Source organism: Cedecea sp., from assembly GCF_036500665.1.
In the GTDB taxonomy this organism is placed as follows: domain Bacteria; phylum Pseudomonadota; class Gammaproteobacteria; order Enterobacterales; family Enterobacteriaceae; genus Cedecea.
Genome location: NZ_DASYBS010000088.1, coordinates 39,667 through 47,172 on the forward strand (window position 1 = coordinate 39,667; position 7,506 = coordinate 47,172).

Genomic DNA, 7,506 nt, shown 5'->3' on the forward strand with positions numbered 1-7,506 from the left:
CGCACAGTTATTTCGCGAATTAATAAAATGAAATTTCTTGCGACATTAAAAGTCGTGATAAGATAATAAAACAGAGAAAGTGACTGCCATTTTCTGTTTTTATCAGGTTTAACAATGTTTTTTTGACATTGGTTTAGTTGATTTGCGAAGTTCCATGAGGGGGCCGGTAAAGATCACATCGCTCGCCAGTTGAAATAGGAAAGCAAATCGACATTATTCTGTAACCCCAGCTTGCACATCGCTGAACGCTTATAGCTGCTCACCATTTTGGGGCCGATTTGCAAAATTTTGGCGATATCTGAGTACTTCATTCCTTCGCTGACTTTGGTGATGACATAAAGCTCCTTATCATTAAGCTTCTGATTTTTACATATTATTGAACACCCCGTTGAGCCGTCTATGATGTTTCTGTTAGCGCGCCCATTCTTGCCGCCAATGACCAGCCGGCGCAGGCTGGCATAAAGCTCCTGTACCGTATCTTCTAGCGTGATATAGGCCGAAATAGCAGGGCAGTGCAGGCGATTATCCAGCTGGTTTTTATTGGGATACACCAAAATCATTCTGCGCTGCGTCGCCTTCTGTCGGTACACGGGGTCATGCCGATAGCGGTCGCAGTTTATCGGCGGCAGCCCGCACCACGACTCCCTGAATATGAGATCTGAATTCGCTTCATTAGTCAGCACAATGTCTTGAAGCATGCCTTCGCTATGAAGAATTTCAGTCAACAGCAGCAGGATGCCCTGTACCCAAACCTCATTTCTATCCGGTATGCTAATTCTGATGCCGTTAACTTTTCGTCGGTTTCTTGCTTCCTCCAGACGTTCTGCATAGCTTTGGATCCCCGTTGTGCTGAGGGCCAGGCTTTTCTCTGGCCATAAAAAGCCCTGGCCTAAATCTGCGCCAGAAAGCACAGCAAGATCGCGCATATCCTCGGTTTCAATGCCTTCGGCAACGATAACTGAGCCATGCGATCGCAAAGAATACACCCAGCCTATAAACGCCTTTAGCTCGGCTTTGGTGCGAGGCAGGGCAGTGCGACATGTTTTAATACCCTTAAATTTCAAACCAATAGAATCTATGTCTGCGGTTAAATCCGGCGTAACATCGTCAAGGTAAACTGGCCATCCCGTTTTTTTCAGGCGACGTAACCCTTTGATAAAATTAAATCGGGATAAAACATCCAGCTTTTTAATATTTTCAGGATCCTGGACCTCGATAACAAAGCACCCTTCATGGGCTAAGGTGTTGAGTTGCTCAATAGAAAACTCGTCAGCAATCACCGCCACCGGTAAATTTAACCAGTATTGAGCAGGCCCGGTTTTTAGAGACCTGGATTTGGCCGCATGAAACTGACTAAAGAAAATCGCGAGGCTTTGAGCGGGTGTTATTTCATTGAAAAATTTTTCTATATCACTAATTTCAGGTGATAATCGGCTCAGGATTTCCCATGCGACAATTTCGTTTGTTTGCAATGAAACCAGCGGTTGAATTCTGAATTCAATTATCTTTCTGTAGATGCTGTCGTTATTTTTAGTCGTCAAAACATCCATCATGATTGACATGATCTGCCCTCCTGTTGGCAGGGTTTGTATGGAGGTCCTTATTGAATATCTATCTGGATCACAGCCGTTGCATAGAAATTACCTGCGTCGACTGTTTCACCTTTCTTTTTTACAAGTAACGCATCCAGATTAATAACGCCAGAAGCAACATCAAAATTTTCTGCATGATCTAACGCCAGTTCCTTGCCGTCCTTAAATAGTTTCACACCCAAATTATCAACGTCGTTAACCTTTATAATTGTTTTGTTGCCCGTATCAAAATCTGCGACGGTACCCCCCAGCGTAAACGTGAATATGCGTCCGTTGGCAATGGCATTGGGTTCGCAAACGACGTCAAGGCTAAAGTTTTTAAGATATTCACCAGCTTCTATTTTCGATTGGTTAACCTGGCCAAATGACACTGTTTTTTCATCACCACCGTTTATTTCACAAGGCGGATCTTCCAGAATTTCACCCGTAACGATAACTTCTGTTGTCGTTCCTTCAATGGCGTTAATAGAAAAAGCATAGCTAACATGCAGGCAAGGAAGCAGCACCATAAGTGCCAAATATTTATTACGCATATAAAGTCCGTTTATACAGATTATCGTTTTGGTATAATGATATCTTCTATCTGGCATATATCTTTTCGGCAGGAAAAAGATAGCGTTCTTGGGCTGCCATAATCATTTATTGCGGTTAGTAATATTTTTTCCACAGCTTCACTACCTTGGTGTTTTAACGTGTAGCTTCCTTTAGGTGGCACCATGAACGGTGGTATTTTTACCTTCTCTTTCAGCTCCAGTCCGGTAATCGACAGGTAGTAAGACGTTGGATTATTAATTTCATAACCACGGGCGGACTTGACTAGGGTGACCGCCTTCATGCCGGGCACGGTATCATCCGCTTTTGTGACTTTCAGCGATTTTGGGCGCCAAAAGACCTTTATCCTTGTCTGAATAGCCAGGGTAAGCACGTTTTCTTTGTGACTTTTTTGCGGAATTTCCCGCAGATTAAAGTAAAAAACGCTTTCGCGGTCTTTAGGGAGGTTCATCGCCTTCGCCAACTGCTGGAGCCTGAAGATGCTGTATTGACCGGCTTCAATTCTTTGCACCGGCGGCACCACCATAAACTGGTCAATCAGCTGGCCATCAGCGTCCTCGACCCAGCCCTGAGCAAGATAAGGGTCTGATTCGCTTTTGTTGGTAACCCGAAGCGAAACTGCATTTTGTTCTTCATTAATAATGAGTCTTGTACGATCAAGCGATAAAGCTGCATTGGCATCAGACACAACACTATTTAAAATGACCAACATAAAGATATATACAAATTTCATTTTGTATCCCTTATCCCTTATTCTTTTAGCTCTGGGCGGCATTCATTGCTGTTGCAAAGTAAATTGAACGGCATCTTTGAACCAAAATCATTAACAATGGAGATTTTCCCTAATGTCTCTGTTTTGAGATCGACAAGCTCTTCGCTAAACGGGGGCAGTGTTATGGCTTTTATTATTTTTTTTCCATTTTTGTCATTGAAGCTAATGATGTTGAGATAAAAAGCAGAGGCATTTGCCAACTGATATCGATTAATGCCCACTTTATGAATTGTTAATTTGTCCATGTGGAAGTTTACTTCGTCATCCTCGAGTGCTTCCGGGCGATAAAATAGCTTAACTTTAGTTTGTAGGGCCAACTGCATAACATTTTCTGTTGAGCTGACGGTTGGAATTTCAAGTACGCTAAAGTAGTACATACTTTCTCTGTCTTTCGGCAGATTTTTTTCCAACGCTGTTGGGCTTACTCGAATAAAAGAGTAAGTTTCAGGTTCAATGCGCTGTACCATCGGTGTGGCAATAAGCGGCACTGATGCACTGTTATCTTGCTTATCCGCGACCCAGGCCTTCGCCAGGTAGGGGCGAGTATGATTATCGTTTCTTATGCGGATGGACAAATTATTGTCGCCTTCGTGATATATCACTCTATTTCGGTCAACGGCAATCGCCGCGCGCGCCTGCTGGTAGTTCATCACGGCAATAATAAAGAGGAGTAAAAAAGTATTTAGGTTGATTTTCTTCATCATAAAAATTATCTATTCATTCACTTTGGTTATTCTTCGCACGGAAGAAGTAACATATTTTGTGGGTTGATATATTCCGGCAATGCGATTTTGCACTGCGCGTTCCCATTCCATTTTGCCGTCAATGCCTGGTGGGTATTAATGCCTGATAGCCAGGTCAGTCCGTTGTCACCCACAATGCCCAATTCGACACCGTTTTTGTTCAGCACGGTCGCGCCAAAGGGCACGGGGTTGCCATCTTTGAGGCGCAGCGTTGCGGCGAGCTTAAGCCCCTTAATCACGTTTATTTTCTTGAAACCAATGGCGCCATTTGTCAAAACTTGTTCTGCCACTGGAGAGCCAATAACTTCTATATCCTCAGGTAAGCGGGTGACATCAACCTCACTTCTTACTCGTGAATAGCTGGTAACACCGGCCTGTACGGCAATACCCATGCCGTTTGTGACCAGGTTTTTTCCCAGCGGAACATCGGCGATGCCATCGGTGTCGATCATCACACGCGTTGATCCGCGGTTACCTGATGGGTGCATGGCGATGCCTTTTGTCGTGGCTGTAATCCCCCCGTTTATGTTCAGGCCTGCGGAGGTATAATTGTCTTCTTTCCAGTTAATGTTGGCTGACATATTTGCCAGTGAGCCATTGTGGTAATAGAAACCGTTTAATAGATTTTTGGCACCATTATTCTTTGGTTTGTCGATGCCGGTTTGTAAGCGGTAGCTATCGCCATTGTGAAGCTGCTGGTACCAGCCGGCGACCTGGTTAATATTATTTTTCGATATACTGTTGCTATAGCTGACTGTGCCATTACCCAGTGGAATGCTCAGGTTGAGGTACACCATGTCATCCTGGCTGCGGTAATAGTTGTTTCTTACGGCCGACAGGCTAAAAGTAATATTTTTCCATTCATGAAAATCAATATATTTGCTGAGGTTTAACGAGTAGCTGTCATTATTTCCCCCGGCCCAATAGGTCTTGTGCAAAAAACTGGCGCTCAGCGACATTTTTTGTTCGCTGAAGTTTTTCGTTAGGCTCACGCTGTACTGGCTACGATCCCGACGGCTGTCATCCCAGTCATTTTCTTTGTTTATATAGTCTGACATGCTGAAAAAATCGGAGTCCGAATACTGAATCCCAGAAACCGTGAACGTGCTGTTTAACTCTTCAAAGTTTTTATAATATTTAAGTCGGTATGACTCGCCCTTGTAGCTGTTGTTTTTGAAGGTTGATTCTGCATGTGTAACATCGGCGGATACCACACCTGCAACGCCTAAGCTTCTGGCTACGCCAAGTGCCGCACTTTTATAAGATCCAGAGAGTATGGCACCCGCATATGCGGACCACTCTCCCGACAGGCCCCGGGACATTTCTGAGGTCACAAACAGGTCACCGCTGACATGGCGACGTCGATCTTCCGGCCTGCCTAAAGCCAGTTTGTACTGTGTTTGCCCCGGCCTTGTCAGGTAGGGCAGTGACGACGCCATGACCTGGTAATGCTGCGTGGACCCGTCCTGTTCTTTGATATCCACATCCAGCAAGCCCGACGTAGACGTGCTCAGTTCCTGAATAGTGAATGGGCCTGCCGCGACAACCGTCTCATAGAGCACTCGCCCCTGCTGGCTCACGGTGACGGTTGCGTTGGTACGGGCGATGCCGTTGACTTCCGGGGCGTAGCCACGCAAAGCTGGCGGGAGCTGCTTTTGGTCGCTAGCCAGCGACACGCCGCTATAGCGCCATGAGTCAAAAATATCTGAGGTAAGATTACTTTCACCCAGCGTCAATTCAGACTGAATATCCGGTAATGCCCGGTACGCGTAAAAACGGTCCCAGTCAAAATTTTGCTGGGTGCTTCCTTGATGGCCAGTTAAATGGCTATAGTTTCCCTGGTAGTCGCCCCTGAAGCGCCAGGCACCGGCGTTGAAGCCGAGAGTCCCGTTTGTGCTGGTCGTTTGAGACTGTGAGCTACCGCGGTTTTTCCCGGTATTGAGGCTCATGTTGTAATCTAAAATCATCCCGTTCAGGCCATTGTCCCAGTAAGCCTGCGGTAGCCAGTTTGCGTCGTGGTACTCAAGCATTTGAGGCGAGATGGAGATATAGAGCGATTCTTTGGAAAGATCGCCTTTAACCACGGCACCTTTCAGCGCGTCAAGGCTGTAGCAACCGTCAAGCTGATGACTTAAGACCAGATCTCTATATTCTTTTCGTAGCCCCAGTTTTTCGACAAGCTCTCTGGTAATACATGCTTCAGTATTATCTTTTGCGGTAATAAATTTAATTACTGTACTTTCGGACAGAATGTTTTTATTTAAATAAATATCGAATGAATAAGTGCCCGGCATGATAAATCCAGCATTGGAAAACATTGAAAAATCAATATTATTCTTATCATTGGCATTTAACAGATCGGTATTGAACTCCACGGCACTTGCGTCAATGCAGAAGAATGCCAAAGAGAGGACCAGGATATTGTTTTTTTTCATTAGGATTTATTCAAAAGGCATTCCCTGCAATGCAGGGAATGCTTATTATTACTCGTATGCTAAAGTGAAGTTTGTAATTGCGACAAAATCACCCGTCGTGATTGCTGATATATTAGGCAGTTTCTCAAGGTAAGCGTTATAGTTCAGGGTATTTCTACCTGCGGTAATGGAGTGAGCATTAGCCGGTGTTGCACCCCATTTAACGGCGGTGTTCTGCCAGTCAACCATGGTCACGCCAACACCATCAACGCCGGAAACATTCAGGTAGGTTTCGTCAGTCACCTGCTGGCCGCTAAAGGTTACTTTTACAGAGTCATCATCGCCGTTGCCTGAAAGCGTACAGTCTTTCAGCTCAATGATGACTTCTTCAGGACCAGATTTAGCACCTGTGCTATTTAGAAAAGCTGAAGATACCTGACCGAAGTTAACTTCCTGAGTCGTTTTATCCGGGTCAATAGAGCATGGGGACTCAATAATGCTACCAATGAAACGAATTTGTCCCTGTCCCTGATCGGCTGCCATTGCACCAGTCGATGCCATGAAAAGACCCACCATTGATGAAACCATTAATTTTTTATAAGCCATTACTATTCTCCTTGTGCCTATTTATTTTTATAGAACGCAATATCCAACTACGTCCCGGCACTGATAGTAATTATTTTTTGTAGTCTATAGAGGGGGAATGTCTGATGTGGGGTTTTTTTAGTTTTTAATTTCAATGCTGGCGGCTACTAATGCATCATTTTGGTGATTTGTGCTGATTTTTTTGTGTTTGTTGAATCAAAAAACCATCATTTCTTACTGGTGCGATTGATTGGTTTGGGTTTTTATACTTTGCCATATCACTAAATAACCAACTAAGTTACATAACTGGATCGCTAAATACTGTAATTTAATTATTTCATTCACAATCGGGGAGAGTTTTCCGGGCGAATATTCTTAATAGGAAGTATGGCTTCCGGGGGAGTGCAATAGGCTGGCAGTATTTAGGATTTAATTTCTTGATCTTGAATATAAAAAAGGCCAGAAAGAATCTGACCTTATTGTTCTTGCCCCAAATGAAGAGGGGAGCTAACGTGATCTCCCCCCTGAAAACAGTGCCAGTCTAAACTGAAGTATCTGGTCTTTCTTTCATCTCACAAAGAGGCTCATCGCCATGAAAAAGACCCGTTATACCGAAGAACAGATTGCATTTGCGCTGAAACAGGCCGAAACCGGCACCAGAGTGGAGGAAGTGTGCAGAAAGATGGGCATTTCTGAAGCCACTTTTTACATCTATGGACTACCTCCGTTTTGCAAGCACTGATTCTGGTTTTGGGTTGTTGCTTACATCTATCCGGCATCAGGAAAACCTGTGCCCAAATGGGTAATTCGCACACAATCGCCTCAACAACTGGACGGCCTCTTAGGCC

6 protein-coding genes and 1 pseudogene are annotated in these 7,506 nt (G+C 44.5%); 1 reads left to right on the forward strand and 6 read right to left on the reverse strand.

The features are described 5' to 3' along the window. Positions 1–173: 173 nt before the first annotated feature. From VGM55_RS14055 to VGM55_RS14080, 6 genes are read right to left on the reverse strand one after another with little or no spacing between them, the layout of a single operon-like run. On the reverse strand, positions 174–1,562 hold the full coding sequence (locus VGM55_RS14055) for an EAL domain-containing protein (protein WP_154187462.1): 1,389 nt from the start codon (positions 1,560–1,562) through the stop codon (positions 174–176). A 38-nt stretch (positions 1,563–1,600) separates the two neighbouring features. After that, positions 1,601–2,125 carry a fimbrial protein gene (locus tag VGM55_RS14060; protein WP_331635810.1) on the reverse strand — a complete coding sequence of 175 codons (525 nt, stop codon included), beginning with the start codon at positions 2,123–2,125 and terminating at the stop codon, positions 1,601–1,603. A 20-nt stretch (positions 2,126–2,145) separates the two neighbouring features. Beyond that, positions 2,146–2,877, reverse strand: a complete 732-nt coding sequence (locus VGM55_RS14065) for a molecular chaperone (protein WP_331635811.1) — start codon at positions 2,875–2,877, stop codon at positions 2,146–2,148. A 17-nt stretch (positions 2,878–2,894) separates the two neighbouring features. Beyond that, complete coding sequence (locus VGM55_RS14070; protein WP_331635812.1) at positions 2,895–3,620, reverse strand: molecular chaperone; 726 nt, start codon at positions 3,618–3,620, stop codon at positions 2,895–2,897. A gap of 26 nt (positions 3,621–3,646) precedes the next feature. Then, entirely contained in the window at positions 3,647–6,094 is a 2,448-nt protein-coding gene (locus VGM55_RS14075) for a fimbria/pilus outer membrane usher protein (RefSeq protein ID WP_331635813.1), read from the reverse strand. Between the two features lie 48 nt (positions 6,095–6,142). Further along, on the reverse strand, positions 6,143–6,679 hold the full coding sequence (locus tag VGM55_RS14080) for a fimbrial protein (RefSeq protein ID WP_331635814.1): 537 nt from the start codon (positions 6,677–6,679) through the stop codon (positions 6,143–6,145). A gap of 571 nt (positions 6,680–7,250) precedes the next feature. Here VGM55_RS14080 and VGM55_RS14085 point away from each other — a divergent pair. Continuing rightward, a pseudogene (locus VGM55_RS14085) lies at positions 7,251–7,367 on the forward strand (transposase); the annotation flags it as partial. Between the last annotated feature and the right edge of the window lie 139 nt (positions 7,368–7,506).